The organism is Rhodomicrobium sp. R_RK_3 (assembly GCF_002198715.1).
In the GTDB taxonomy this organism is placed as follows: domain Bacteria; phylum Pseudomonadota; class Alphaproteobacteria; order Rhizobiales; family Rhodomicrobiaceae; genus R-RK-3.
Map to the genome: position 1 here is coordinate 81422 of NZ_MWLK01000029.1, position 23823 is coordinate 105244.

Sequence of the window (23823 nt, forward strand, 5' to 3'; positions counted from 1 at the left end):
TGAGGCCCGTTGCAGACGCCACCTGACGGGACCGGGAAGGTGCGCGCATGATCGACAAGGGGCAAAAGCAAGCGGTGATTTACTGCCATGTTTCCGGCATCAAGCACACGACGGTCGGCGACGGTCTGAAGTCGCAGGGCATCCTCGATCTGCTGCTGACTGAGCCGCCGGCCTGCTCGCTCTTCAACCACTATCTGGGGGAGCGGTAGGGGAACGACCTGATCATCAAGGCAAGCATTGGCGAGGAGCGTAAGACGCCATGAGTGATGTTGCCGCCGCGTCCGAGATGCAGCGCTACGCAGGACAATCCGCTCCGAAGAGGCTGTTCCGCCTGGCCGAGGCTGTTCGCCGTTACTTCCCTGATGGGGGCATCACGGTTCGCTCATTGCGGACGGAGGCCAAATCGGGGCGCTTGCAGCTAATCAGAATTGCCAATAAGGACTTCGTAACCGCCGAGGCCATCGAGGCCATGCTGGAGCGTTGCACATGCCGCGTAAGCGAAAGCCCCCCCGTCTCTATCTCCGGGAACGCGCAGGCCGCGAGTCACAATGGGTCATCCTTGATGGAGCGCGAGAGGTCGGCACAGGCCGCGTTGCAGGTGATCTTGCAGGCGCAGAAAAGGCGTTAGAGCGCCACATCGCTGGCAAATACACCCCGCCTGTCACAAGTCAGGTCCGCGACCTTCTCGTCACCGAGGTGCTGACCTATTACGCCAAGGAGCGCATGCCCAAGACTGCGCGCCCCGATGCCATCCGTGTCAGCCTCGCCCCGCTGATCGGCTTTTGGGCCGGCAAGACGATCTCCGAGATCAAGGGCCAGACGTGCCGCGACTATGTCGGCTGGCGGCAAAAATGGTCAGAGGTCGCCGAGTCGACCGCGCGCCATGACCTCGTCAATCTGCGCGCCGCGCTGGGCTTCTATCACGCCGAACATACTCTCGACGCCATGCCGGTCGTCACGCTCCCAGACAAGTCTCCGCCGCGCGAGCGCTGGCTGGACCGCGGCGAGATCGCCCGGCTGCTTTGGGCGGCATGGCGAGAACCCCGGTTCCGGCATGTCGCACGTTTCGTGCTGATCGGCTTCTACACCGGCACCCGCTCCACAGCGGTCCTTCAGCTCCGCTGGATGCCCTCGACAGAGGGGGGCTGGTTCGATCTTGAAGCGGGGCGGCTCTACCGCAAGGGGCTCGCCAAGAAAGCAACGAAGAAGCGGCAGACGCCGGCCAAAATCCATTCACGCCTGCTGCCACATTTGTACCGATGGCGAGAAGCCGATGCGGCGCGCGGCTTGACCCATGTCATCACCTACAATGGCAAGCCGGTTGAAAAGCTGCGACGCTCATGGGCCGCGGTCCGCAAGCGCGCCGGATTGGATGATGACGAGGTCGTGCAGCACACACTCCGGCACTCAGCCGCGACATGGTTGATGCAGGCTGGTGTTTCGATCTTTGAGGCCGCTGGCTACCTGGGCATGTCGCCCGAAACGCTGGAGCGCGTCTACGGCCACCAGCACTCGGATTTCCAGGGCGCAGCCGCCTCAGCCCTCCCGCCCAAGAAACGCCCAAGAAACGAGCCGTTTCAGGTGATCGAAGGGGGAACGAACCGGGTTAAAAAGCGTTGAAAATCAAGATATTTAGGGGCCGCAACCCTTATTTGGGACCAGAGGGTCGCAAGTTCGAATCTTGCCGCCCGACCAATCTTGTGTCTGTTCGGCAGCCCTGACCATCACGAAGCCCCAGCGTGTCCCGCGCGGGACTTCAACGGCTGCGCCGCCTGCTCGCCCTCGGCGTTCAGGCCGAGCCGCTTGCAGTGCCGGTCGATGAAGCAACCGGCGCGCACCGGCTCGTCCTTTGCCGCCCGGATCTCCGTATTCCACAGATGCACGGCGATGGTCTGGTCGGTGAGCCGCGATTCGATATTGGCGGCCGGGTCGAAAACGTCGAGGCCAAGCGTCGCCGGGTTCGGGTAGAAGACCGGGATGGGGGAGGCCAGGGTGTGGATCCATTGCGCTTTCAGGAAATGCGTCACCGCGCGCGGGCCGATCGTTCCCCATGGCATTTGCTCCAGGGGGCGACCGAAGCCAAGCCAGGCCTTCAGGCGCTCGCGCCGGCGGCGGCGTCTTTTCCACCAGGGCAGGATCACCGGCGTGCTGTCCGCGAGCGCGAGGATGTTTTCCAGGACGGGCGAATCCGGGGGCAGCTTCAGCACGGCGCTGTTGATGCTGTCGGGCCGCTCCCAGCCGAACACGTAGTCGGCGACCGGCAGCGGCTTGATGAACAGCATGTCGCAATCCGCCCAGCAGGTGCCCCAGCCCTTCTGCAACAGGCGGTAGCGGAACAGATTGGACCCCAGCGCGAGGCTGCCGGTGCGCTTCTCGCGGATCATCTTGCTTTCGGGCATGACCTCGCGGGCATCCCGGAGATCGACACCGGCGGGGGCATCCGGCACGCCGCCATAGGTATAGAGCGCGACCGGGTGGCCGCAATCCACCATCGAGGCGAGGCAAAGCCGCTCGATGCGACTGAGCGGGCCCCCAACCCAGAGCGTGCTGAGGTGCTGCTTTTTCGTCGGCATGCGGTATCCCCCAATCTTTCCTTCGGTCGTGCATGGGCTTACCGGGGGAACTAATATGAGACCGCCGGAAGCTCAAGGCTGTCGGAGAGCGGCGCCTGACCCCCTCACCTAAAACCCCGCCGGCAGCGATTGGTTCTGGTCTCCGCGCAACGCGGCGTGTTTGCCGCAGGGCGCCCAACCGGCATTAGCGCCGGAGGTCACAGCATGGCGACCGAATGCAGGACCGAAGCCCGGCCACTTTCCGGCGGCTCGCGGAATGATGTAAGGTCCGGCATCTTTCAGGGGGACGGCGATGGAATTCGGGGCGACCGCGATTTATCTGATTTGCGGCACGGTGCTGATTGCGATCGGCTATGGGTGCCGCGAAATCGCCTCCCGCTACGACTTCAAGGAAATCCTGCTCTGCTCCGCGTGGCAGCTCCTGCGCGGCAAGCGCACCGCCGCGACGCCGACCGACATCGAGCAGCGGTTCGGCGAAATCGCCTCGGCGCCGACGCATTTCGGCAAGGCCCGCCAGCTCGGCACCAATGTCGCCGGGCATTTCATCGCGCCGGTGCTCGGGCTGGCCGGGCTGCTGTTCATCGCCGGCGGGCTTCTGCTGTACTGGCTCGCCTATTACCTGCGCTGAGGCGTCGGGCCGTCAGAGCGGGATGAGGGAAAGTGGGTACCGGTTTACCGCTCGTCATCCCGCTCTAATGTAAGAACTAGAGCCCGGTGTCGGCGCTTTTCAGCACCAGCCGCAGGCCCAGCGCGCCGATCGCCGCCGCCGCGACCCGGTCGATGGCGGTTTTCGAGCGCAGGTAGAATTCGCGCGGCAGCGTGCTCGAAAATCCCAGCGCGACGACGGCGAACCATCCGGCTTCGACGAAAAACACCAGAACCGGGATCACCAGATAGCACCAGACGGGCGGCTGGCTCGGCAGCAGGGCGGAGAATATGCCGCCATAGAAGATGATGACCTTGGGATTGCTGACATGGGTGATGAACCCGGCCCCCAGCGCCTCGATGATCGTCCGGCTCGCCCGGCCGTCCGCGGCGGCGACCGACAAGGGTTCGGGCGCATGCCGCCAGATCATGATCGCGACATAGACGAGATAAGCGCCGCCCGCGCATTTCAGCACCACGTACAGCCAGGAGGCGGCTGCGAATATCGTGTACAGGCCCATCAGGGCCACGCAGCTATAGAGCACGCCGCCGATGCCGATCCCGAGCGCGGAAACGAAACCCGCATAGCGCGAGATGCCGACGGCGTTGCGGGCAACAACCACGAAGCTCGGTCCGGGAATCATCGCGCCGATCAGGAGCGTGCCGGCAATGGCTGCAAGTTGGGCGATCAGACTCATTCGTCCCCCATGACGCAAGAAGCGACCGCGCCGAGGCGCGGCCCGCGCCGGATCCTTCCGGCCGCGCGTGTCATTCGTATTTCGGCGGCGGGAAATCCGGTGACGGCTGTAATCAATCCGGGCTTGACACGGGGCTGCCCGGCTCGCCGTCGACGAGCTGCTGGAACAGCGGCGCGAGGATTTTGACCAGATCGGCCGGATCCGCCTCGGCGAGGGCGGAGAGACCGATCATCTGGCGCATCACCTGGAAACCGGCGACGAGGGAGAGCACCAGCGCGGCGCGCTGGGGAGCCAGTTCGCCGCTCAGCGCGCTGGACAGCAGCTTCTGATGCCCCTCTTCGATCTGCTCCCGGCCGATCTCCGCGGCGCGCTTGCTGGAGGCCGAATTCATCATGATGAGAAAGCCCTCCAGCGGCGTGTCCGCCGTCTTGGTGATGTCGACGAGCATCGCCGCGATGGTCTCGCCGAGCCTGGGCGATTTGAGATTCTCCCTAGTGAGGATCGTCGGCGAGGCGGCGGTGGCGGCAAGGACCTCCGCGAATAATTGTTCCTTCGAGCCGAAATAGCGATTGACCAGCATCGCCGTCACGCCCGCCCCGGCCGCGATTTCCCTCACCCCGGCGCCGTCATATCCGGCCTGCGCGAAGGCGCGCCGCGCCGAGGCGAGAATGGCCTCGCGGGTGGCGGCGGCGTTACGGCGGCGGGGTGGCGGATTGGTCTGCATGGCGATGGCGTCCTTCTTATCATACACATGTAGACTTGTGGCCCATGATAAAGTATACAGTTGCAGACATAAGGGGGCAATGACCGACGCAAAAGGCCCCACACCGTTTCCGCGAACGATAGGAGCGCTCTGTGACAGCCGAATTCGCCTATTCCGACTCTGTCGGCTTTTTCCGGTCCCGGGTGTCCGACCCGCTCCGGGTCGCGGCGGTCGCGCCCTCGGGCGACCAGCTCGCCGGTCTGATGACGAACGAGATTTCCCCGTCGAAGGCGCCGATCCTGAAATTGGGCGCGGGAAACGGGGCGTTCGACCGCGACATCCCGCCGGCCGCGGTCTACCGCATCACCCGGCGCCAGCCTGTTGGAAGGCCGCGCCGGCCTTCGCCCGCGCACGATCGGCGATAGGAGCTTTCATGGGCCAGACTGTCCTTGTGACCGGCGGGACGGGGTTCGTCGCCGGGTGGTGCATCGCCGGGCTTTTGCGGCGCGGCTACCAGGTGCGCACGACAGTGCGGAGCCTATCGCAGGCGCAGGCGGTGCGCGATGCCGTTGCCCGGGCCGGCGCTCCCGGCGATCGTCTCGGCGTCCTTGCCGCCGACCTGACGTCGGATGAGGGCTGGGATGCCGCCATGGCGGGCTGCGATTACGTGCTGCACGTCGCCTCGCCCCTCGGCCGCGACGCGCCTCGCGACGCCGGCACCCTCATCACCCCCGCGCGCGGCGGCACGCTGCGGGTGCTGAGGGCCGCGACGCGGGCCGGCGTCAAGCGCGTCGTCATGACGTCGGCCGCCGCCGCCGCGCGCCCGCCGCGCGGCTCGGGGCGCGTCAGCGACGAAACCGTCTGGGCCGATCCCGCCGCTCCCAAGCTCGACGCCTACCGTCAGTCGAAGATCCTCGCCGAACGCGCCGCCTGGGATTTCATCGGCGGCACGGACGGCCGGACCGCGCTGACGGCGATCCTGCCGGGGGCGGTCTTCGGCCCGGTGCTGACCAGGGACAATCTGGGCTCGGTCCAGATCGTCGAGCGGCTGCTCACCGGGCGCGCGGCCGGCCTTCCCCGCATCGGATTTTGGGTGGTGGATGTGCGAGACCTGGCCGAGCTGCATATCCGCGCCATGACATCGCCCGAGGCTGCCGGCGAGCGCTTCCTGGCGGTCGGCGACTTCATGTGGATGGAAGACATCGCCCGGGCGCTGCGGGCAGATCTGGGCGGGCGCGCGAGCAAGGTGCCGACCCGCCGCCTGCCGGATTTCGCCGTCAGGCTCGCATCGCTGTTCATCCCACAATTGCGGATGTTTACGCCGGACCTCGGACGCCGGATCGCTATCAGCTCGGAGAAGGCCCGGCGCATGCTGGGCTTTCTTCCGCGACCAGCGACCGCGACGATCACCGATTGCGCGCGAAGCCTGATTGACGACGTGGGGCCAAACAAGGTTTGAGCTGAGACCGAAGGTCTGAAGCAGGGCGGCGGGGCGGAAGCGCGGGCAGCTCACCCTTTGCGGCGATGCGCAACCCAGTCGCCGGACGCGATCTCCGCCATGCCGGCCACGGCGCGGGAGGAAACCGGATAAATCCGGCATGTCACATCGACGCCGCCGACCTCCACCGGCACGTCGCGGCTGCCGAAGAGCGCATCATCACCGGGATAGTCCCGCTCGATCTGGTCGAGCACGGCAATGAGCATGTCGTCGATCTCGTAGACCTCGCCGATGACGGGAACGCCCTCACTGTCGAGCACGAGGCCCGGATACGCGCCGAAATCGTAGAGCCGGCCCATGACCTTGGCCGTCCCGATCAGTGTCGGCGCCGCCATGCGATATTTGACCGCCGCCGCGCTGATGTCATTGACCTCCCCGGCGCGCAGCGTGCCGTAGACGAAGACGTGCATGAATGCTCCATTTCGGTCGCTCATGCGCAACTATCGCAGCAAAAATTGGCCCGGCGATCATACAAAGGTTTAGCCGGTGGCGGGACCGCCGGCGAGGCTCGGCGTTACCGCGGCGCAAGGGCGGCTTAAGTCAGGCCGCCGGATTCAACCGGCCGATTTCACGGGCTGTTTGCCAAATCACCGGCCCGCGCCGAGCGCCGGTCGAGCAGCGCTTCCGTCGCGAAGACGTCGGCGACCCAGTCGACGAAGACGCGGAGGCGGTTGCTGAGATGGGTGTTGGGCGGATAGACCACATAGAGCGGCAGCGCCTCGGTGGTCCAGCCCGTCAGCACCGGGCGCAGCGTGCCGGCGGCCAGTTCCTGCTTCACCATGAAACGCGGCGTTTGCAGCACGCCGAGCCCGGCAAGCCCCGCCGCCACATAGGCATTGCCGTCATTCACCGCGACCACCGAGCGGCCGGCGACGTCGAGCCGTTCGCTGCCCCGGTTGAAGTTCAGCGGCATGGAGCGGCCGGTGCGGGTGCTGAAATAGCCGACCACATAATGGCCTTCATCGAGCTCGCGCGGGTGGGCAGGCTCGCCCTGGCGCTCGATATAGGCGGGCGAGGCGCAGGTGACGAAATCCAGCTCGGCGATGCGGCGGGCGATCAGCGACTGGTCGCTCAGCTCGCCGGCGCGGATGACGCAATCGACATTTTCGCGGATGAGGTCGACCTGCCGGTCGGTGACGCCGAGATCGATGCGGATGTCGGGATAGCGCTTGTGGAAGCCGCACAGCGCCGGGACGATGACGAGGCGCGCGGTTCCGGCGCTGACATCGACGCGCAGGCGCCCGGACGGCGAGGCCTGCGAGCGCATCATCGACCGGTCGAGCTCGTCCAGGTCGGCGATCAGGCGGATGGCGCGTTCGTAATAGGCGGCACCGTCGGCGGTGACGCTGACGCGGCGCGTCGTGCGGTGCAGGAGCTGGGTGTGCAGATGCGCTTCCAAACTTTGGATGAGCTTGGTGAGGGTCGCCTTGGGCATGTCGATAAGCTCGGCGGCGCGGGTGAAAGTGCCGATTTCCACCACCCGGGCAAAAGCGCGCATTGCGGTGAGCTGATCCATAACCGATATTCCCGTGACGAAGCGCTCAGCCTTCATGAACCGACTGAGCCATTGTTTACTCTCAGAAACAATGTAGCCGCAAAGCGGCTATTTATTTCCCCCGCTGTACAGACTACCTTATTGCAACGCAGCAAAGAGCTGCAACTGAATCTTTGCGGGGACGCTATGTCCCACGTTCGGACGCTGACGATGACGGTCACCGAAGACACGCTGCAACTCGATACGCCGCTTGCCGTGCGCATCTACGCGGCTGCGCCGGTGCGGTTCGACACGCCGCTGGTGCTGCATCTGCATGGCGGCTCCTTCGTCTATGGCTCGCTCGATGCCGGGCACACCGTCTCGACGCTGCTCGCCGAGGCCGGCGCGGTCGTCGTCTCGGCGGACTATCCGCTGGCGCCTGGGACCGCCTTTCCCAAGACGCTGCAAATTCTGACCAAGGCGCTCAACATGCTGGCGCAGAAGCGCGGCAAATGGGCGGGCAAGAAATCGCCGCTCTTCGTGGCCGGCGAGGAAGCCGGCGGCAATCTCGCCGCCGCCCTCGCGCTGATCGCCCGCGACCAGCGCACCCCTGTCCTGGCGGGCCAGATCCTTCTGTCGCCGATGGTCGATCCGAGCCTTGCCACCCGTTCGATCCGCGAGGCCGAAGCCGGTCCGGTCGGCTGCCAATGGGCGGACGGCTGGCATCAGTATCTCGGCACGGCCGATCAGGCCTGCCACCCCTATGCGGCGCCGCTCGGTTCGTCGCGCCTTGGCGGTCTCGCCCCGGCGCTGATCGTGACGGCGGAGGACGATCCCATGCGCGATGAGTCCGTCGCCTATGCGGAGCGGCTTCGCGCTTCGGGCGTTTCGGTGCGGCATCAGGTGCTTCCGGCGCCGACCGGCTGGCCGTGCGCCCTTGTGGACCCAGACTATTCAGACGGCCCCGTAGAGGGCTGGACGACGAAATTGCGGGAGGCTTTCGCTCAATTTCTTGCCGGAACGGCATCGTTTTTGTGTCCTCCACCCGCAACCCATCCAATTAGGGCCTGACCGGCCGAGGAGTCATCCAAATGACATTGCAAAGAATTCAAAACTCCCTTCGGGGGGGACGCCTTCCCATTGCCGCCACCGCGCTGGGACTGGCCCTCGTTTTCGCATCGCCCGCGCCGTCCGCCTCGGCGGCGGAAGCCGCGGCACCGCCCGCCGCCCCGGTCTCCGTGGCGAGGGTCGAGCAGCGTGACGCCATGATCTGGAACGAATTTTCCGGCCGTCTCGAAGCCATCGAGCGGGTGGAGATCCGCTCGCGCGTCGCCGGCGCCATCCAGCAGGTGCATTTCCGTGAGGGTGCGCTGGTGAAGGCCAATGACCTGCTCATCACCATCGATCCCGCTCCCTTCCAGGCGGAAGTCGACCGGCTGAAGGCGCAGGTGACGGCGGCCGAAGCGCGCGTCGCGCTGACCAAGACCGATCTGGAGCGCGCCCGCCAGCTCGCCAATTCGCCGGCTCTGTCGCAGCGCGACACCGATCAGCGGTTGAACGCGGCTCGCGAGGCCGACGCCAATCTGCTCTCGGCCCGCGCCGCGCTTCAGGCCGCCCAGCTCAATCTGGACTACACCCAGGTCCGCGCGCCGGTCGCCGGCCGGGTCGGCAAGCTGGAAATCACGGTCGGCAATCTGATCGCCGCCGGACCCGGCACGCCGCTCCTGGTGACGCTGATGTCGGTCAACCCGGTCTATGCCAGCTTCAACGCCGACGAAGGCATCGTCACGCGTGCGCTGAAGGAATTGCCGAGCACGGCGGTCGCCCAGATGCAGGTCGAGGCGATCCCGGTCCGGCTCGCCACCGACGAGGGCGCCGAATTGCAGGGCAAGCTTCAGCTCATCGACAATCACGTCGACGCGGCGAGCGGCACGGTGCGGATGCGGGCGGTGTTCGACAATCAGGACGGCCGCCTCATTCCGGGTCAGTTCGTGCGGATCAGCATGGGCGAGGCCAAGGCCAAGCCGGCGCTGCTGGTCAATGAACGCGCGGTCGGCACCGACCAGGACAAGAAATACGTCCTCGTCGTCGATCAAGCCAACAAGACCGCCTACCGCAAGGTGACGCTCGGCCCGGTTTCGAACGGCTTGCGCGTCGTCACGGACGGCCTCCAGGCGGGCGAGCGCATCGTCGTCAACGGCTTGCAGCGCATCCGGCCCGGCGCGGTGGTCGAGCCGCAAATGGTCTCGATGGACGGCAGTCCGCTGGCCCAGGCATCGGCTGAAAACAAGGCAGCATCGTCGGTGGCGCAGCGCTAGCGCTGCCGCATGACGTCGAGGGAAACGCAATGAATTTGTCGAAATTTTTCATCGACCGCCCGATCTTTGCTGGCGTTTTGTCGGTGCTCATCTTTGTGGCAGGCTTGCTTGCCCTCCGCGTCATGCCGATCTCGGAATATCCTGAAGTTGCCCCGCCCCAGGTGCTGGTGCGGGCCAACTATCCCGGCGCCAATCCGAAGGTGATCGCGGCGACCGTCGCCACGCCCATCGAGGAGCAGATCAACGGCGTCGAGGGCATGATCTATATGAGCAGCCAGGCCACCACCGACGGCCTGATGACGCTCACCGTCACCTTCGCGCTCGGCACCGATCCCGACAAGGCGACGCAGCTCGTGCAGAACCGCGTCGGGCAGGCCGAACCGCGCCTGCCCGAAGCGGTGCGCGCGCTCGGCATCACCACGGTGAAAAGCTCGCCAAACTTCATCATGGTGGTGCATCTGGTCTCGCCCAATGACCGCTATGACATCACCTATCTGCGCAATTACGGCGTCTTGAACGTCAAGGACCGCCTCGCCCGCGTGCCGGGGGTCGGCGACGTGCAGATCTTCGGCGCCGGCGACTATTCCATGCGCGTCTGGCTCGATCCGCAAAAGGTCGCCGAGCATGGCCTGTCGGCGGCCGACGTGGTGGCGCAGATCCGGGCGCAGAACGTGCAGGCGGCGGCGGGCGTCGTCGGCGGCTCGCCGACCTCGGCCGACGTCAATCTTCAGCTCTCGGTCAACGCGCAAGGGCGGCTCGAGAACGAAGAGGAATTCGGCGACATCATCGTCAAATCCGGCGGTGACGGCCGGGTGACCCGCCTGCGCGACGTCGCGCGGATCGAGCTCGGCGCCTCCGACTATTCGCTGCGCTCGCTGCTCGACAACAAACAGGCCGTCGGCTTCGGCGTCTTCCAGGCGCCCGGCTCGAACGCGCTCGAGATCGCCGACAATGTGCGCAAGGCGATGAGCGAGCTCAAGGCCAACATGCCCGAAGGCGTCGATTACGACATCGTCTACGACACCACGCAATTCGTGCGCGCCTCGATCGATGCGGTGATCCACACGCTGCTCGAGGCGATCCTGCTGGTGGTTCTCGTCGTCATCCTGTTCCTGCAGACCTGGCGCGCCTCGATCATCCCGCTGCTCGCGGTGCCGGTATCGATCATCGGCACCTTCGCGGTGATGCATATTCTGGGCTTCTCCATCAACGCGCTGACGCTGTTCGGCCTTGTGCTGGCCATCGGCATCGTCGTCGACGACGCGATCGTGGTGGTGGAGAATGTCGAGCGCAATATCGAGGAAGGGCTGTCGCCCCGCGAGGCGTCCTACCGCGCCATGAGCGAGGTGTCGGGGCCGATCATCGCCATCGCCCTGGTGCTGATCGCGGTGTTCGTGCCGCTCGCCTTCATCAGCGGCCTCAGCGGCCAGTTCTACAAGCAGTTCGCGCTGACCATCGCCATCTCGACGGTGATCTCGGCCATCAACTCGCTGACCCTCTCCCCGGCCTTGTCGGCGCTCTTGCTGAAGCCCCACGGCGCGGAGCCGGACCGGCTGACCCGGATCATCAACAGCATCTTCGGCTGGCTGTTCCGCGGCTTCAACGCCGTCTTCAGGCATGGCTCGGAACGCTATAGCGGCGGCGTCCGGCGCATCATCTCGCACCGGGTGATGGTGATGGCGGTCTACGCGCTGATGCTGGCCTCGACGGTCGTTTTGTTCCGCACCGTGCCTCCGGGCTTCGTGCCGGGGCAGGACAAGCAATATCTCGTCGGCTTCGCCCAGCTTCCCGACGGCGCCACGCTCGACCGGACGGAAGAGGTGATCCGGCGCATGGGCGATATCGCGCTGAAGCAGCCGGGCGTCACCCATGCGGTCGCCTTCCCGGGCCTGTCGATCAACGGCTTCACCAATTCCTCCAATTCCGGCATCGTCTTCGCGGTGCTGGCCCCGTTCGAGGAGCGCAAGACGCCGGAGCTGAGCGGCGGTGCCATCGCCATGCAGCTCAACCAGAAATATGCCGCCATCCAGGATGCCTTCATCGCCATGTTCCCGCCGCCGCCCGTGCAGGGCCTCGGCCAGATCGGCGGCTTCAAGTTCAATATCGAGGACCGGGCCGGCCAGGGCTATGAGGCGCTGAACGAGGTCACCAAGGCGTTCCTCGCCAAGGCCGCGACGGCGCCGGAGATCACCGGCCTGTTCTCCTCCTTCCAGGTGAACGTGCCGCAGCTCTTCGCCGATGTCGACCGCACCAGGGCGCGCCAGCTCGGGGTGCCGCTGACGGAGATCTTCGACGCGCTGCAGATCTATCTCGGCTCGCTCTATGTGAACGACTTCAATAAGTTCGGCCGCACCTATTCGGTGCGCGTGCAGGCCGATTCGAAGTTCCGGGCGCGGGCGGAGGATATCGGCCAGCTCAAGGTGCGCTCCAATACCGGCGAGATGATCCCGCTCTCGGCGGTGCTGAACGTCAAGCCGGCGGCGGGGCCGGAACGCGCCATGCGCTATAACGGCTTCCTGTCGTCCGACGTCAATGCGGGCGCCGCGCCCGGCTTCTCCTCGGGGCAAGCGCAGGCGGCGGCGACGCGCATCGCCTCGGAGACGCTGACGCCGGGCTTCGAACTGGACTGGACCGACCTCACCTATCAGGAAATTTTGGCGGGCAATTCCGGCGTCTGGGTCTATCCGATCGCCATCCTGCTCGTCTTCCTGGTGCTGGCCGCCCAGTATGAGAGCCTGACGCTGCCGCTCTCGATCATCATGATCGTGCCGATGGGCCTGCTCGCCGCCATGTTCGGCGTCTGGGTGACGGGAGGCGACAACAACGTCTTCACCCAGATCGGCCTCATCGTGTTGGTGGGGCTGTCGGCCAAGAACGCCATCCTGATCGTGGAGTTCGCGCGCGAGCTCGAATTTACCGGGCGAACACCGGTGCAGGCGGCGATCGAGGCGAGCCGCCTCCGGCTGCGGCCGATCCTGATGACCTCGCTCGCCTTCATCATGGGCGTGCTGCCGCTGGCCTTGTCGACAGGCGCGGGTGCCGAGATGCGGCAGGCCATGGGAATCGCGGTGCTCTGGGGCATGCTGGGCGTGACCGCCTTCGGCATCTTCTTCACGCCGGTGTTCTACGTGCTGCTGCGCCTGCTCGCCGGTAACCGTCCGCTGACCCAGCATGGCGGCGCGGCGACCGCCGAGCACGGGGCACGTCCTGCCGCCGCCTTCGCCGCCCCAGCCATGCGCGGCGACCATGACAGGGGGCCGGCGGAACATTAAGCAGCCGGGCCAAAGCCCAAGTCCGGATGCGAAAAAGCGCCTGATCCGAGAGGATCGGGCGCTTTTTTTGTCTGGCAGGGGCCGGGAGCGCCCTATGCCGGAGCCAGCCGCTCGGGCGCGACATCCTTGGCGGCGTGAATCCAGATCACCGGGATCGGCTTGGCGCGGGCGGCGGCAATGACCTCGACCGTGCCGCCGCGCCCCTGGGCGGGCTCGCCGTCCCAGATCGCGATCAAGGCGTCGGCATCGGCGATCAGGCGGCTGCCGAGCTCGGCATAGGCGCGCGGCGTCTCGGCATAGGTGTCGGCGTCCGGCGCTTCATGCCGGGCCGTGGCCCGGGCGAGCAGGGCGGCGAACTGGGCCTGGGCGGCGGCGTCCGGGAAATCCTCCAGATAGCGCGCGCGGGAAAACGGGAGCATTGCCACGAGGCGCCAGCCGCGCGAAAGCGCCGCCTCCGCCGCGAGCCGGTCGGCCCCTTCCGCGAGACCGGACAGCAGCGTGAAACTCCGGCCCGGATGCTCGGCTTCGAACGCCGCCATCACCGCGCCGAGCTGCGTACGCAGGCGCGGACACGCCGCTTGCGGCAGGCGGTTCGGACGGTGGCCGGTGACGGCGACACGAAAAACCGGCTCGGCATCGGCGCTTATCATGAGGCGGCCTCCCGTCTGGTGGACCGTGATAGCCCGCCTGGACGGCCATCACAATCAAGCGCGGGGCCGATGTCAACACACCGGCGCGCCTCAGACGAAGCGCGGGATGGGGCCGGGATGCGGGGTCATGCGGTCGCGCAGGTCGAAGGCGATCTGGTCGAAATAGCACCAGCCCCAGCCTTCGGGCGGGTCCCAGCCTTCGACGATCGGGTGGTGGGTGGCGTGAAAATGCTTGGTCGCGTGCCGGTTCGGCGAGCTGTCGCAGCAGCCGACATGGCCGCAGGTCCGGCAGAGCCGCAAATGCACCCAGGGCGAGCCGATGCGCAGGCATTCCTCGCAGCCCAGGGCGCTCGGCACCACGTCCTGGATGTCGGCCATGTGGGAACAGGTGATCGTCACGGTAAACCTCCGTCGACCCCGGCTTAGCTGACCGTCGCCAGGGCCTTCTCCACCCATTGCACGATGGCGGGGGTCGGCATCGCGCCGGCGGTGCGAGCGATCTCGCGGCCATGGTGAATCATGATCATACTCGGAATGCTGCGGATGCCATAGCGGCCGGCGATGGCTTGCTCGGCTTCCACATCGAGCTTGGCCAGCCTGACGCGCGGCTCCAGCAGCGGCGCCGCGGCCTCGAAAGCGGGCGACATCGCCCGGCACGGCCCGCACCACGCCGCCCAGAAGACGATGACGACGGGCAAGTCGCTTTTGACCGCGTGCTTCTCGAAATTGGCCGAGGTGAGGACTAAAGCCTTCCGCTGGAACAGCGGATTGTGGCAGGTCCCGCATTTGGGATCCTCCCCCAGCTTCGCGACCGGCACGCGGTTCAATACGCCGTCGGTCGGGCAGGCGATGACCAGGGAGCCTGATGCGGCCTGGTTTTCGGTCGTGCTGGAGGTGTCGGACAAAGGATGTTCCTTCCGGCGCTTAAACGCCCCGCATGGTTTTGGGTTCCCTCGGAGCGTGGCCCGCTCCGACACCGGTGACCTCTGCAAACCTATGCAATTAAAATGCGTCGCCCCGGCCGTCAGAGCCGGGGCCCACTCGCCTCTCCGCTTGCCGCAGCATTTGCCGAGATATGATTGGGTCCCGGCTCACCGCTGCGCGGTGTCCGGGACGACGAGCGGGTTGCCTCAGACCGGCGGCAGGCCCTGCAGCAGCCGGTCCAAGGTCAGCGGGAATTCGCGCGCGCGGACGCCGCAGGCGTTGTAGATGGCGTTGGCGATGGCCGCGCCGGTGCCGCCGACGGTCAGCTCGCCGATGCCCTTGACGCCCAGCGGATTGGCGTAAGGGTCGGTCGCGTCGAGGAAATAAGCCTCGATCTGCGGCACGTCGGCATTGGCCGCGACGTGATATTCGGCGAGGTCGCGGGTGACGAAGGCGCCGCTGCGCGTGTCGACCACGGCTTCCTCATGCAGCGCATAGCTGAGGCCCCAGATCATGCCGCCGACGGCCTGGCTGCGCGCGGTCTTGGCATTGAGGATGCGGCCACAATCGAAGACGCCGAGCAGGCGGCGCACCCGCGTCTCGCCGGTGACGCCGTTCACCGCGACCTCGGCGAATTGGGCCCCGTATGAGGCCTGGCTGAAAGCCTGTCCGTTCTTGCCCTGCTGGATGGTGCCGAGCGCTTCCATGGCCTTGCCGTCCAGAAGCTCGGCGAGAGGTTTGCGCCGGTTGCGCGCCGTGGCGATGCCGTCCTGCAGCGTCAACTGCTCGGGCGTCGCATCCATCAAGGCGGCGAGGCGGCCGATGATCTCCTCGCAGGCGAGCGCCACGGACGAACCGCTGGCCGCCGCGCCGAACGAGCCGCCCGAGCCGGCGGCGTGCGGGAAATCGGTGTCGCCCAGCCGGATCTCGACGCGGTCGAGCGGCAGGCCGAGCATTTCGCCCGCGATTTGCGCCAGGATCGTATAGGTGCCGGTGCCGATATCGGTCATGTCGGTCTCGACGATGGCGCGGCCTTCGGGCGTCAGCCGCACCCGCGCCTGGGATTCGACCAGGAGATTGTTGCGCACGGCGGCGGCCATGCCCATGCCAACCAGCCATTCGCCGTCGCGCGTCTCGCCGGGCACCGGATTGCGCTGGTCCCAGCCGAAGCGCCGCGCGCCCTCGTCATAGCATTCGATCAGGCGGCGGGTGGAGAAGGGCACGCCGCGCAGCGGGTTCTGCGCCGGCTCGTTGCGCTTGCGGAATTCAATCGGATCGAGGCCGAGCTGTTCGGCCAGCTCGTCCATCGCCGTCTCCAGCGTCAGCATGCCGACCGCTTCGCCCGGCGCGCGCACCGCGCTTGCCTGCGGCAGATCGAGGCGCACCACGCTTTGGGTGAAACGGCGCGCATCGCCCGCATAGAGGCCGAAGGAACCGATCGAGACAGGCTCGATGAAAATTCGGTCTTTCTTCTGCGTGACAATGCTCTCATGGCCGATGGCCAGGATATTGCCGTCCGCGGTGCAGCCGATTCGGATGCGTTGGCGCGTGTCGCAGCGGTGATGCACGAGATGGGCAGTCTGGCGGCGCGTCACCGCGACTTTGACCGGCCTGCCGATTTCGCGCGCCGCGATGGCGGCGAGGACCGTCTCGGGGCCGACGCCCGTCTTGCCGCCGAAACCGCCGCCAATATAGGGCGAGAGAATGCGGACATTGGCCGGGTCCAATTGCAGCGAGGCGGAAATTGCCGCGAGCGAGCCTTTCAGCAATTGCAGGCTAGAATGGATCTCGACCTTGTCGCCTGTCCAGATCGCAATGGCGGCGTGCGGCTCCAGCGCGACGGGCAGATGGAACGGGGTCGTGTAGGTGGCATCGAAGACGATAGCGGATTCGGCGAGCGCCGCGTCGAGGTCGCCCTTGTGCTGGTCGGGGACGAGGCGGGTCGGCGGCTCGTGCTCGAGCTCGTCGATGTGCGCCATCATGTCGAAACGGCCGGGCTCGGGCCTGTATTCGACGCGCACGAGATGGGCGGCCGACCGCGCCGCTTCCAAGGTCTCGGCGACGAGGATGCCGATGGCCTGACCATAATTCTCGATCTGCGGCAGGGTGCGCGGCAGTGCCGTCCCGCTGGCGCCGTCCGAAGGCAACAGCGGGTGATCGACGATCACCGCGATCACGCCGGGCGCGGCGCGGGCCGTCTCGGCATCGATCCCGGCGATGCGGCCATGGCCGATTTCCGAGGTCAGCACGATGCCGTAAGCGACATTCTCGACCGGCTCTTCATAGCTGTAACGCGCCCGTCCGGTGACCTTGAGCGGTCCGTCGACGCGGTCGAGCCCCTTGCCCACCACGCCCTGCTTGCCGCGGTCGAGCAGATTGCGTTCGACCGGCTGGTCCATGACGAGGCGGTTGTCGACTTCGCTCATGCGCTTTCTCCGGCGGTCAGCTCGCGCAGGCACGCGATCAGCGTGCGGCGGGTGAGCGGAATTTTGAAATCATTGGCGCCAAAGCCCTTGGCGTCCGCGAGCAGCGCGTCAGCCGCCGCTTCGAACGCCGCCGTCGATGGCGCCTCGCCGATCAGCGCCGCCTCGGCGCGCGCATCGCGCCAGGGCAGGGGAGCAACCCCGCCGAAGGCCAGCGCGGCGGAGGCGATCTTGCCGTTCTCGATGGATATCACGCCTGCCACCGAGACCAGCGCGAAGGCGTAGGAGGCGCGGTCGCGGACCTTGCGGTAGAGTTGCAGGCCCTTGGGCGGCGGCGGCAGCTCGACATGGGTGATCAGCTCGCCCGGCTCCAGCACCGTTTCCAGATGCGGGAAGCGGCCGGGCAGCCGGTAGAAATCGGCGATGGCGATGCGGCGCGCCTCTCCATCGGCCTTCAGCGTGACGATGGTCGCGTCGAGCGCCCGCATGGCGACGGCCATGTCGGACGGGTGCGTCGCGATGCAATGGTCGCTGGTGCCGAGGATGGCGTGGTTGCGGGTGAAGCCGCCGAGCGCCGAGCAGCCCGCGCCGGGCTGGCGCTTGTTGCACGGGGCGACCGTGTCGTAGAAATAATTGCAGCGCGTGCGCTGGAGCAGATTGCCGCCGGTCGTCGCCTTGTTGCGGAGCTGCGCCGAAGCGCCCGCCAGCAGCGCCCGCGCCAGCACGGGATAATGCGCGCGGACTCGGTGGTCTTCGGCCAGATCGCTGTTCAGCACCAGCGCGCCGATCGACAGCCCGCCTGCGTCCGTGTCCTCGATGCCCTTCAGATCGAGGCGGCTGATATCGACGAGCTTTTCCGGCGTCTCGATTTCCAGCTTCATCAGGTCGAGCAGATTGGTGCCGCCGGCGATGAACTTCGTCGCCCGGCCGTGGCCTTGCGCGACGGCCGCCTGCGCCGTGTCGGCGCGCGCGTAATCGAAGCTTCTCATGAGCGGTCTCCGGCGACTTCGCGGAGGGCGTCGACGATATTGGGATAGCCCGAGCAGCGGCAGATATTGCCACTCATGCGCTCGGAAATCTCGGCGTCACTGAGCACGACATCGCCGCCCAGCGTCTCGCTGACATGGCTGTGCCGCCCCTGCTTTACCTCTGCCAGCATCCCGACCGCCGAGCAGATCTGGCCGGGCGTGCAGTAGCCGCATTGGAAGGCGTCATGGCGCAGGAAGGCCGATTGCAGCGGATGCAGATCGTCCGGCGTGCCGAGCCCCTCGATGGTGACGATGTCGTCGCCCTGATGCATGACGGCGAGCGTCAGGCAGCTATTGATGCGACGGCCGTTGACCAGCACCGTGCAGGCCCCGCACTGGCCGTGGTCGCAGCCCTTTTTCGATCCGGTCAAATGCAGGTGCTCGCGAAACAGGTCCAGGAGCGAGGTGCGCACGTCGGCGTTTACGCTATATGCCTCGCCATTGATGGTGAGATCGACCGCCGCCATGCGCGGCTCGTGCCGCCGGGCCGCTGCCGCCCCGCCGCCGGTGTCGGGTGCCTTCGAGCTCATGATGTCACCTTTGCTTGAGCGAGAGGTTTTGCAAGACGTAGGGTTCGCAGGCGTCATGCGCAACATTCGCTGTTTGAAGTCCGGAGCCGGGAGGCCCGCGGCGGGATGTCAGTGGCGCCGGCCCATGCCGCGCTGGCGGGCGGCCGCGACCGGTAATTCGCGGGGCGGCTCGCGCGCGCCCAGGAACGCGGCGATTTCCTCGCGCCGCGCCAGCGCGTCGCGATAGCCGAGTTCGATCAGGGCGCGATTGTAGCCAGGCCCGAACAGCAGATAGCTCGGCAGCAGCCAGTCCCGCCCCCACACACCAAGCTGACGCAGCAGGATGCGGATTGTCCAGGGCATTTCTGCCGCATGGACGCGGGCGATGTCGCGGATGTCCTTCGACGGCTTCAGCGTCAGCACCGAAATGGGCCGCAAGCCGAGCGTGGCCTGCCGGTCGGGCGGGACGGCGGCGATGGTGCGGTTGATGCGCTGCGAGCGCTCGATGTCGCTGTCGAGGCTGTCCATGAAGATGACGTCGAGCATGTAGCCGCTGATGAGGCCGAGGCTGGGATAGGCGCCGTCCCGCGCCGGGGGCTCGCGCGGCGGCTCGTCGCGCACGCCGATGACGAGGATGCGGTCGGCGCCGGCATGCACCGCCGGGCTGAGCGGCGCGGTCAGGCGGAGCGAGCCGTCGCCGTAGAATTCGTTGCCGATGCGCTGGGCGGGGAAGACGAAAGGCAGCGCCGAGGAACCGACGAGGTGATCGACGCCGATTGTCGTCGGCACCCCGATTTGGCGCGCGCGCGTCCATCCGGCGAGCGATTCATGGCCTTCGAAAAAGGTCACCGCTCGGGCCTGGCTGTAGGAGGATGCGGTGATGGCGAGCGCCCGCAGCGCGCCGGTGGCGATGGCGCGCTCGATGCCGTGGAAATCGATGTTCCGCTGCAAAAGCTCGCGCAGCGGTTCGTTGTCGAGCAGCGCGCGCGGCGGCTTGATGCCGAGTCCGGCGAGCGGCGTGATGGCGGCGACCCAATGCAGGCCGCGCAAGGCGACCGAGGCGAGGTCGGTGCGGTAGATGTCGCTGACGCGCAAGCCCTGCCAGAATTCGGCGAGGCGGATCACGCCCTGGCGGAAATCATTGGCGTGGCTGGCGAGCGCGGCGGCGTTGATCGCGCCGACCGAGGCGCCGGCGATCACCGGGAACGGATTGCGCTTGCCGCCGACGATCTCGGCGATGGCCTTCAGCGCGCCGGCCTGATAGGCGCCCCGCGCGCCGCCGCCCGGCAGGATCAATCCCGCCCTCGAAGCGCGCCGCGCCGAACCCGATTCCGCCTTGTCTGCCATGCGCTTCAAAATGCGAGCGCCGATGCCGTGGTGCAAGCATTTTCCGGTTGCGGCCGGCGATCCGCGCGGGCTGAACCGGCCCCATCCTCGGCGACCCGCCAAAGCCACAAGGACATGGCGGGGCGTCATCACGAATTGTTGCGCTCGCCGCCGGGATACCTCCCGGCGCGGCCACTTAGGAGCGCCCGCGTCGTTCAAGAGCGGGATTGGTTGGAACACCGCGCCGCCCCTCGCCGCAGCCCAACCCTCTCCGAGGGGAGAGGGTGGCGTGCGTCAGCACGCCGGGTGAGGGGTTGCGGACTCAACGGCTGATTCACGAACCCCTCACCCCACCCCTCTCCCAAGGGAGAGGGAGTCCGGCGGCTGCGGATCTCATCCCTGTCTATCGAAATACAGCCAGCCTAGTTCCGCAGCTCGGTGATCGACTGATAGACCAGTTGCTTCAGCAGCTTGCGGTAGTAGGAGCGGGACGGGCTCGGCGCCTGGGTCATGTAGACGGCGGTGATGCCTTCGCGGGGATCGACCCAGAAATAGGTGCCCGCATAACCCGCCCACATGAATTCGCCGGCGGAGCCAGGGACGCCGGCGATGCCGTCCGCCAGACGAACCGCGAAACCGAGCCCGAACGTATAGCCCTTCGAGCCGAGCAGCAGCTCGCCCGGCGCCTGCGGATTGCTGACGAGGGTCGCCAGATGATCCGAGGTCATCAGCTTGATGGTCGAGGGGCTCAGGATGCGGGCGCCGTCGAGCGTTCCGCCATTCAGCAGCATCTGGCAGAAGCGCAGATAATCGATGGCCGTCGAAACGCCGCCCGCGCCCCCGGAATCATTGCCCGGCTCCTTGGAGATGTCGATGACGGGGAAGGATTTGCCGCTGGCGGGATCGGTCTCGAAAGGGGCCGCGACGCGGGCGAGATTGGCCTGCGGCACGGAGAATCCGGTGTCGTGCATTTTGAGCGGCTGGAAGATGCGCTCGGCCAGGAACGCGCCGGCGCGCTTGCCGGTCACCGCCTCGATGACGCGGCCCTGGACATCGACGGCGAGGCTGTATTCCCAGAGCGATCCGGGCTGATTGACCAGCGGGATTTTGGCGAGCCGCTCCACCTCTTCCGGCCCGGTCAGGTCGCGCGCGTCATATTCGACATTGGCCTTGGCGAGCCCGGCGGCGATGAAGGCGTCCTTCACCTTCTGGTTCTTGGTCAACTCGCCATAGGCCAGACCGGCCGTATGCCGGAGCAGATCCTGGATGGTCATCGGCCGCACCGGCGCGACATCGCCCTCGGGCGTGGAGACCTGCACATCCTTGAAGGCGGGCAGGAATTTCGACACCGGGTCGGTCAGCTCGACGAGACCGTCCTCGACCAGCAGCATCAGGCCGACGGACATCAGCGGCTTGGTCATCGAATAGATGCGGAAGATGGCGTCTTTCGGCATCGGCGTATTGCCGTTCGGCGCCAGCGTGCCGAAGCTGTTCTCATAGACGATCTTGCCGTCCCTCGCGATCAGGATGACCGCGCCGGGCAGCCGCTTTTCGGCGATCTCCCTGGAGAAGGCCTGGGTGATTTTCTCCAGCCGCTGCGAGGACATGCCGACATCTTCGGCCGTGCCCTTGCTGAGCGTGACGTCGCGGGCCGAGGCTGGACTGAAGCTTAGGGCAAGAAGCACGAAAAACGCGAACACGGCAGGTGACCGCAAACGCATGACTGATCTCCCTAGATTTGAATATTGTTGCTATTGCCGCTCATCATAGCATCGTCCGCCCCGGGCCGACAGGTTCGCTCCGCCATGGCCGAGAGGCGCAAAGCACCGCTGGCGGGAGCGTCGCCGCTGGCGTAAAAGGAGCGGCATGATCCGGCCGCGCAACCATCCCGAAGCCCATCTCGTCACCCGCACCGGCTGGCTGCGCGCCGCCGTGCTCGGGGCCAATGACGGCATCGTATCGACCGCCAGCCTGATCGTCGGCGTCGCTTCGGCCTCGCCAGGGCCGGGCGCCATCCTGATCGCGGGGATCGCGGGGCTGGTCGCCGGGGCGATGTCGATGGCGGCGGGCGAATATGTCTCGGTCAGCTCGCAATCCGACACCGAGCGCGCCGACCTTGCCCGCGAGCGCCGGGAGCTTGCCGACAGCCCCGAATTGGAGCGCGACGAACTGGCGCAGATCTACGTCACGCGCGGCCTCGATCCCGAACTGGCTTTCAAGGTCGCCGACCAGCTCATGGCCAAGGACGCGCTCGGCGCCCATGCCCGCGACGAACTCGGCATCTCGGACGCCACCGCGCCGCGCCCGGTGCAGGCGGCGCTCGCCTCCGCCGCGAGCTTTGCGGTCGGCGCGGCGATGCCGCTGGCGATGGTGCTTATCGTCCCGGCCCAGTACCTCGTCGTGATCGTCTCTATCGCATCATTGCTGTTTCTTGCCCTGCTGGGAGCGGCGGGCGCAAAAGCCGGCGGTGCCGACATAATTAGGGCGACAGCGCGTGTCACATTCTGGGGAGCGCTGGCCATGGGATTGACGGCTGCAATCGGTGCCCTGTTCGGGACAGTCGTCTAGCTGAACGGCGCCTTGCTTGGGGACGAAGGCGAATACTCTCTCAAATCTGTGTGACAGGGATTGCGCCCTGTCGATGTGCGCCGTAATTGCGGAGTAAAGCGAGGTACACGCATGCCTGTTGAACTGCGTCGTGAGCCCCGATCGGCCTCGGCTGGGCTTGATGTCGGAATTGTGTCCCTTGCCACGGCGGTGCCGACGCACGCCGCCGATCAGCGCCAGGTCGTGGACGCCGCCAGAGACGTGTTTCGCGATCAGTTCGAGGAATTCGACCGCATCGCCGCCGTGTTCTTCACCGCCGGCATCGAGAACAGATTCACCGTCAAGCCCTTCCCCTGGTATCTCGAAGAGCAGGACTGGCCGAGCCGCACCGCCGCCTATGTCGACGGCGCGACGGCGCTGTTCATCCAGTCCGCCGCCAAGGCGCTCGATGCGGCCGGCATGGGCGCCTCGCAGGTCGATACCATCGTCACCGTGTCCTCAACCGGCATCGCCGCGCCGAGCCTCGAAGCGCGCGCCATGGCCGAGCTCGGCTTCCGCGCCGACGTGCTGCGGGTGCCGGTCTTCGGCCTCGGCTGCGCGGGGGGCGCCGCCGGGCTGGCGCTCGGCGCGGAGCTAGCCGCCGCGCGTCCCGGCTCGGTGGTGCTGGTGGTGGCGGTCGAGCTGTGTTCGCTCGCCGTGCGGCGCGATCTGGCGACCAAGGCCAATCTCGTCGCGCTCGCTTTGTTCGGCGACGGCGCGGCGGCCGTCGTGCTGAAATCGGGCGCCCAGGGCCGCGCCCGCATCACCGGCGCCCGCGCCCATACCTGGCCGGACACGCTCGACATCATGGGCTGGCGCGTCGATCCCACCGGCTTCGGCGTCATCTTCGACCAGTCGATCCCGCGCTTTGCCTATGACAATCTGGCCGGCGCGGTCGACGGAATTCTTGCGGCGCAGGGGCTCGCCCGCCCGGATATTGCCCGTTTCATCTGCCATCCAGGCGGACGCAAGGTGGTCGAGGCGATCGAGGCTTCACTCACCTTGCGCCATCAGTCGCTCGACCACGAGCGCGAGGTTCTGAAACGATACGGAAATATGTCAGCGCCGACGGTGCTGTTCGTGCTGGAGCAAGCCCTGGCGGCTGGGCCTCTGCCTGAGCGCGCGCTGCTGATGGCGCTCGGCCCCGGCTTTACGCTTTCGACGGTGACGCTCGCCGCGCCGTCCGCCTAGAGGAA

At 66.7% G+C, this 23823-nt stretch carries 23 protein-coding genes and 1 tRNA gene; 11 read left to right on the forward strand and 13 right to left on the reverse strand.

Translation table 11 applies throughout. From position 1 onward, the window contains the following. The first annotated feature begins 47 nt into the window (after positions 1–47). From BLEFHOIH_RS26735 to BLEFHOIH_RS26740, 3 genes are all read left to right on the forward strand, one after another. Entirely contained in the window at positions 48–209 is a 162-nt protein-coding gene (locus tag BLEFHOIH_RS26735) for a hypothetical protein (RefSeq protein WP_170937197.1), read from the forward strand. 277 nt (positions 210–486) lie between these two features. After that, positions 487–1620 (forward strand): site-specific integrase, encoded by a 1134-nt coding sequence (locus BLEFHOIH_RS16235; protein ID WP_088347067.1) that lies wholly within the window; start codon positions 487–489, stop codon positions 1618–1620. Next, positions 1579–1695 (forward strand) — tRNA-OTHER (locus tag BLEFHOIH_RS26740). Before BLEFHOIH_RS16235 ends, BLEFHOIH_RS26740 begins: the two co-directional genes overlap by 42 nt. A 29-nt stretch (positions 1696–1724) precedes the next feature. Here BLEFHOIH_RS26740 and BLEFHOIH_RS16240 read toward each other — a convergent pair. Continuing rightward, a complete protein-coding gene (locus BLEFHOIH_RS16240; protein ID WP_088347068.1) occupies positions 1725–2573 on the reverse strand; it encodes a galactosyltransferase Lgt5 in 849 nt (282 codons plus the stop codon). Positions 2574–2865: 292 nt separating this feature from the next. On the opposite strand from BLEFHOIH_RS16240, the gene BLEFHOIH_RS16245 reads away from it, so the two are divergent. Continuing rightward, a complete protein-coding gene (locus BLEFHOIH_RS16245; RefSeq protein ID WP_088347069.1) occupies positions 2866–3201 on the forward strand; it encodes a hypothetical protein in 336 nt (111 codons plus the stop codon). Between the two features lie 76 nt (positions 3202–3277). Here the strand turns inward: BLEFHOIH_RS16245 and BLEFHOIH_RS16250 are convergent, their stop codons facing one another. Both BLEFHOIH_RS16250 and BLEFHOIH_RS16255 read right to left on the reverse strand, forming a co-directional pair. After that, entirely contained in the window at positions 3278–3916 is a 639-nt protein-coding gene (locus BLEFHOIH_RS16250) for a LysE family transporter (protein ID WP_088347070.1), read from the reverse strand. Positions 3917–4028: 112 nt separating this feature from the next. Then, positions 4029–4667, reverse strand: a complete 639-nt coding sequence (locus BLEFHOIH_RS16255; RefSeq protein WP_245297042.1) for a TetR/AcrR family transcriptional regulator — start codon at positions 4665–4667, stop codon at positions 4029–4031. A gap of 104 nt (positions 4668–4771) precedes the next feature. On the opposite strand from BLEFHOIH_RS16255, the gene BLEFHOIH_RS16260 reads away from it, so the two are divergent. Then, the gene (locus tag BLEFHOIH_RS16260) at positions 4772–5044 is read left to right on the forward strand and encodes a hypothetical protein (RefSeq protein ID WP_088347071.1); all 273 of its coding nucleotides are present in this window, start codon (positions 4772–4774) and stop codon (positions 5042–5044) included. An 8-nt stretch (positions 5045–5052) separates the two neighbouring features. Beyond that, entirely contained in the window at positions 5053–6078 is a 1026-nt protein-coding gene (locus BLEFHOIH_RS16265) for an NAD-dependent epimerase/dehydratase family protein (protein WP_088347072.1), read from the forward strand. A gap of 50 nt (positions 6079–6128) precedes the next feature. On the opposite strand, the gene BLEFHOIH_RS16270 is transcribed toward BLEFHOIH_RS16265, so the two are convergent. Both BLEFHOIH_RS16270 and BLEFHOIH_RS16275 read right to left on the reverse strand, forming a co-directional pair. Then, positions 6129–6527 carry a gamma-glutamylcyclotransferase family protein gene (locus BLEFHOIH_RS16270; protein ID WP_088347096.1) on the reverse strand — a complete coding sequence of 133 codons (399 nt, stop codon included), beginning with the start codon at positions 6525–6527 and terminating at the stop codon, positions 6129–6131. Positions 6528–6685: 158 nt separating this feature from the next. Then, a complete protein-coding gene (locus tag BLEFHOIH_RS16275) occupies positions 6686–7633 on the reverse strand; it encodes a LysR family transcriptional regulator (protein ID WP_088347097.1) in 948 nt (315 codons plus the stop codon). A 165-nt stretch (positions 7634–7798) separates the two neighbouring features. On the opposite strand from BLEFHOIH_RS16275, the gene BLEFHOIH_RS16280 reads away from it, so the two are divergent. Genes BLEFHOIH_RS16280 through BLEFHOIH_RS16290 form a run of 3 tightly spaced genes read left to right on the forward strand, consistent with a single transcriptional unit; the run spans position 7799 to position 13181 of the window. Continuing rightward, positions 7799–8662 carry an alpha/beta hydrolase gene (locus BLEFHOIH_RS16280; protein WP_088347073.1) on the forward strand — a complete coding sequence of 288 codons (864 nt, stop codon included), beginning with the start codon at positions 7799–7801 and terminating at the stop codon, positions 8660–8662. Positions 8663–8682: 20 nt separating this feature from the next. After that, positions 8683–9909, forward strand: coding sequence for an efflux RND transporter periplasmic adaptor subunit (locus tag BLEFHOIH_RS16285; protein ID WP_088347074.1), 1227 nt, complete (start codon positions 8683–8685; stop codon positions 9907–9909). A gap of 29 nt (positions 9910–9938) precedes the next feature. Continuing rightward, a complete protein-coding gene (locus BLEFHOIH_RS16290) occupies positions 9939–13181 on the forward strand; it encodes an efflux RND transporter permease subunit (RefSeq protein ID WP_088347075.1) in 3243 nt (1080 codons plus the stop codon). 92 nt (positions 13182–13273) lie between these two features. Here BLEFHOIH_RS16290 and BLEFHOIH_RS16295 read toward each other — a convergent pair whose 3' ends face one another. The 8 genes from BLEFHOIH_RS16295 to BLEFHOIH_RS16330 all read right to left on the reverse strand — a co-directional run bounded on the left by BLEFHOIH_RS16295 (position 13274) and on the right by BLEFHOIH_RS16330 (position 21762). Then, positions 13274–13831, reverse strand: coding sequence for a DUF2493 domain-containing protein (locus BLEFHOIH_RS16295; RefSeq protein WP_088347076.1), 558 nt, complete (start codon positions 13829–13831; stop codon positions 13274–13276). Positions 13832–13921: 90 nt separating this feature from the next. Then, complete coding sequence (locus BLEFHOIH_RS16300) at positions 13922–14209, reverse strand: UBP-type zinc finger domain-containing protein (protein ID WP_170937199.1); 288 nt, start codon at positions 14207–14209, stop codon at positions 13922–13924. A 44-nt stretch (positions 14210–14253) separates the two neighbouring features. Next, positions 14254–14688: a thioredoxin TrxC gene (gene trxC, locus BLEFHOIH_RS16305; protein WP_125461750.1), complete on the reverse strand. Its 435-nt coding sequence runs from the start codon at positions 14686–14688 to the stop codon at positions 14254–14256. Between the two features lie 273 nt (positions 14689–14961). Further along, complete coding sequence (locus BLEFHOIH_RS16310) at positions 14962–17181, reverse strand: xanthine dehydrogenase family protein molybdopterin-binding subunit (RefSeq protein WP_088347077.1); 2220 nt, start codon at positions 17179–17181, stop codon at positions 14962–14964. Then, positions 17178–18167, reverse strand: coding sequence for a xanthine dehydrogenase family protein subunit M (locus BLEFHOIH_RS16315; RefSeq protein WP_088347078.1), 990 nt, complete (start codon positions 18165–18167; stop codon positions 17178–17180). Before BLEFHOIH_RS16315 ends, BLEFHOIH_RS16310 begins: the two co-directional genes overlap by 4 nt. Next, positions 18164–18673: a 2Fe-2S iron-sulfur cluster-binding protein gene (locus tag BLEFHOIH_RS16320; protein WP_245297045.1), complete on the reverse strand. Its 510-nt coding sequence runs from the start codon at positions 18671–18673 to the stop codon at positions 18164–18166. The genes BLEFHOIH_RS16315 and BLEFHOIH_RS16320 overlap by 4 nt, the downstream gene beginning before the upstream one ends. A gap of 171 nt (positions 18674–18844) precedes the next feature. Further along, positions 18845–20062 carry a patatin-like phospholipase family protein gene (locus tag BLEFHOIH_RS16325; protein WP_088347100.1) on the reverse strand — a complete coding sequence of 406 codons (1218 nt, stop codon included), beginning with the start codon at positions 20060–20062 and terminating at the stop codon, positions 18845–18847. 401 nt (positions 20063–20463) lie between these two features. Next, positions 20464–21762 carry a serine hydrolase domain-containing protein gene (locus BLEFHOIH_RS16330; protein WP_088347080.1) on the reverse strand — a complete coding sequence of 433 codons (1299 nt, stop codon included), beginning with the start codon at positions 21760–21762 and terminating at the stop codon, positions 20464–20466. 145 nt (positions 21763–21907) lie between these two features. Here BLEFHOIH_RS16330 and BLEFHOIH_RS16335 point away from each other — a divergent pair, with 145 nt between their 5' ends. Continuing rightward, positions 21908–22609: a VIT family protein gene (locus BLEFHOIH_RS16335; protein WP_088347081.1), complete on the forward strand. Its 702-nt coding sequence runs from the start codon at positions 21908–21910 to the stop codon at positions 22607–22609. A 111-nt stretch (positions 22610–22720) separates the two neighbouring features. Continuing rightward, on the forward strand, positions 22721–23818 hold the full coding sequence (locus BLEFHOIH_RS16340) for a 3-oxoacyl-[acyl-carrier-protein] synthase III C-terminal domain-containing protein (RefSeq protein WP_088347082.1): 1098 nt from the start codon (positions 22721–22723) through the stop codon (positions 23816–23818). Positions 23819–23823 lie beyond the last annotated feature (5 nt).

Coding starts and splice junctions, on each gene's coding strand:
- BLEFHOIH_RS26735 (WP_170937197.1), top strand. CDS start 48: ATGATCGACAAGGGGCAAAAGCAAGCGGTGATTTACTGCCATGTTTCC.
- BLEFHOIH_RS16235 (WP_088347067.1), top strand. CDS start 487: ATGCCGCGTAAGCGAAAGCCCCCCCGTCTCTATCTCCGGGAACGCGCA.
- BLEFHOIH_RS16240 (WP_088347068.1), bottom strand. CDS start 2,573: ATGCCGACGAAAAAGCAGCACCTCAGCACGCTCTGGGTTGGGGGCCCG.
- BLEFHOIH_RS16245 (WP_088347069.1), top strand. CDS start 2,866: ATGGAATTCGGGGCGACCGCGATTTATCTGATTTGCGGCACGGTGCTG.
- BLEFHOIH_RS16250 (WP_088347070.1), bottom strand. CDS start 3,916: ATGAGTCTGATCGCCCAACTTGCAGCCATTGCCGGCACGCTCCTGATC.
- BLEFHOIH_RS16265 (WP_088347072.1), top strand. CDS start 5,053: ATGGGCCAGACTGTCCTTGTGACCGGCGGGACGGGGTTCGTCGCCGGG.
- BLEFHOIH_RS16270 (WP_088347096.1), bottom strand. CDS start 6,527: ATGCACGTCTTCGTCTACGGCACGCTGCGCGCCGGGGAGGTCAATGAC.
- BLEFHOIH_RS16275 (WP_088347097.1), bottom strand. CDS start 7,633: ATGGATCAGCTCACCGCAATGCGCGCTTTTGCCCGGGTGGTGGAAATC.
- BLEFHOIH_RS16280 (WP_088347073.1), top strand. CDS start 7,799: ATGTCCCACGTTCGGACGCTGACGATGACGGTCACCGAAGACACGCTG.
- BLEFHOIH_RS16285 (WP_088347074.1), top strand. CDS start 8,683: ATGACATTGCAAAGAATTCAAAACTCCCTTCGGGGGGGACGCCTTCCC.
- BLEFHOIH_RS16290 (WP_088347075.1), top strand. CDS start 9,939: ATGAATTTGTCGAAATTTTTCATCGACCGCCCGATCTTTGCTGGCGTT.
- BLEFHOIH_RS16295 (WP_088347076.1), bottom strand. CDS start 13,831: ATGATAAGCGCCGATGCCGAGCCGGTTTTTCGTGTCGCCGTCACCGGC.
- BLEFHOIH_RS16300 (WP_170937199.1), bottom strand. CDS start 14,209: ATGGCCGACATCCAGGACGTGGTGCCGAGCGCCCTGGGCTGCGAGGAA.
- BLEFHOIH_RS16310 (WP_088347077.1), bottom strand. CDS start 17,181: ATGAGCGAAGTCGACAACCGCCTCGTCATGGACCAGCCGGTCGAACGC.
- BLEFHOIH_RS16315 (WP_088347078.1), bottom strand. CDS start 18,167: ATGAGAAGCTTCGATTACGCGCGCGCCGACACGGCGCAGGCGGCCGTC.
- BLEFHOIH_RS16320 (WP_245297045.1), bottom strand. CDS start 18,673: ATGGCGGCGGTCGATCTCACCATCAATGGCGAGGCATATAGCGTAAAC.
- BLEFHOIH_RS16325 (WP_088347100.1), bottom strand. CDS start 20,062: ATGGCAGACAAGGCGGAATCGGGTTCGGCGCGGCGCGCTTCGAGGGCG.
- BLEFHOIH_RS16330 (WP_088347080.1), bottom strand. CDS start 21,762: ATGCGTTTGCGGTCACCTGCCGTGTTCGCGTTTTTCGTGCTTCTTGCC.
- BLEFHOIH_RS16335 (WP_088347081.1), top strand. CDS start 21,908: ATGATCCGGCCGCGCAACCATCCCGAAGCCCATCTCGTCACCCGCACC.
- BLEFHOIH_RS16340 (WP_088347082.1), top strand. CDS start 22,721: ATGCCTGTTGAACTGCGTCGTGAGCCCCGATCGGCCTCGGCTGGGCTT.